At 62.9% G+C, this 1,844-nt stretch carries 1 protein-coding gene; it reads right to left on the reverse strand.

Annotation, left to right across the window (positions count from 1 at the left end):
• Positions 1–91: 91 nt before the first annotated feature.
• Complete coding sequence (ltrA, locus tag WT97_RS06890; protein ID WP_060030818.1) at positions 92–1,462, reverse strand: group II intron reverse transcriptase/maturase; 1,371 nt, start codon at positions 1,460–1,462, stop codon at positions 92–94.
• Positions 1,463–1,844 lie beyond the last annotated feature (382 nt).

The raw sequence follows: 1,844 nt of genomic DNA on the forward strand, positions 1-1,844 counted from the left end.
GATCGGGATAGGGGCGGTCAGAGAGTCTGACCGATCCCCTCCCACACCACCCGGCATGCGGGTCCGCACCGGGCGGTTCGAGCAGTTGAGGTCATGAGAGTCGAGGCACGCCGAGACGGTCGAAGTAGGCGATCGGCATGGCACGGTTCAGCAGCCAGCGGCTGTTTCGCCACCAACGCCGACTGTTCGCCGCCACCCGGTAGGCATCCTCCTTCGAGGCACCCAACGCCAACAACTCCCGGTACATCGTCGTGCCCCGACGCCAGTGCTTAAGCTGCATCGCACGCAACCGGTGCCTGATCCACTCGTCGAGTTCACGGAACACTCGCGGCGTCTGGGCAAGCTGGAAGTACGCCTTCCAACCCGGCATATAGGCCTTCAAGCGCTCCACTACTTCCGCCAAGCTCCGCCCTCCCAGGCGGCCGGTCAGGTCTCGGATGCGTTGCTTAAAGGTCTCCAGTGCCTTTCGGGCCACCGCGCATTTGATCCGCTCGCCCGCACTGAGCCACAGTTCATAGCCCAGGAACTTGCGACCGGTCGCCTGTGCAACCGCCGTCTTGGCCTCGTTGACCTTCAGATGGAGTCGATCGTAGAGCTTGCGCAAACTATTCAGCACTCGTTCGCCCGAGCGGCGACTGCGCACGTACACATTGCAGTCGTCGGCGTAGCGCACGAAGCGATGGCCTCGCGTCTCCAGTTCCCGGTCCACCTCGTCCAACAGCACATTGGCCAGCAGCGGCGACAGCGGCCCGCCTTGCGGCGTACCTTCGTGACGCTCCATGACCACCCCGCCATCCATGATTCCGGCCACAAGGTAATGACGGACCAGCCGCAGCACGGCCTTGTCCGCGATCCGCCTCGATAGCCTTTCCATCAGAATGTCGTGATTGACCCGATCAAAGAACTTCTCCAGATCCACATCGACTACCACCCGCAAACCATCCTGCACATGACGCTGCGCCTTCAGCACCGCGTCACGCGCTCGACGTCCCGGCCGGAAGCCGTAACTGTGTTCGGAGAAGGTGGGATCAATAATGGGCTGCAGAACTTGCAGCAGGGCTTGCTGGATCAGTCGATCCGTCACCGTCGGTATCCCCAGTTCACGCATCCCGCCTCCGGCTTTCGGAATCTGAACGCGCCTTACCGGCGCGGGCCGGTAACTGCCGTCCAGTAACGCTTCCCGAATCCCGTGCCAGTGCGTCCTCAGGTACTCCGCCGTCTCGGCAATCGACTTCCCATCCACCCCGGCACTGCCGCGATTGGCTTTGACGCGTTTCCACGCCATCACCAGATTCGCTCTCGCGAGCGCCTGCGAGAGCAGGTCATCTCGCCCTGAACCTCCGGTTTCGAATCGCGCCGGCCGCGCTTCATCACGCACTACTTCAGGCTCGGCTTCACCTCGCCCTCCCGCGTTGCGCCCCGCACTCGCGGGCTTCTGATGCACTGCACGTTCGAGCGACACGGCCTTCGGCCCTCCTACTCGTTCGGCCCTTCGCCCACAACCGGCAGCTACTACGGCCTCTGCTGACTTCTCGCTCCGGCTTGCCGCCGTCGCCCTTTCAGGCGTGAGGCGAGATCTCCCCAGGTAAGAACGCATTCCTTCATCGCACAACCGCCGCATCTACGCCGCTTCGCCTTGATCACGAGAGCTTCGCGGTTACGTGCCCGCTCGCCCTGCTCGGCAGCGCCTTCTATACGGTTCTTGTCCATCGGCTCGCGATTTACGCTCCACGCTTCCTTCCCACACTCGGTCACCCTCATGCAGTTGCGCTTCACTTCATTTGCCGTGATCAGCTTATGGCGGGACTTCCACCCGCAGGAATGCGCCCATGCTGGGCGCACAC

Source organism: Burkholderia sp. MSMB1459WGS (assembly GCF_001534535.1).
In the GTDB taxonomy this organism is placed as follows: domain Bacteria; phylum Pseudomonadota; class Gammaproteobacteria; order Burkholderiales; family Burkholderiaceae; genus Burkholderia.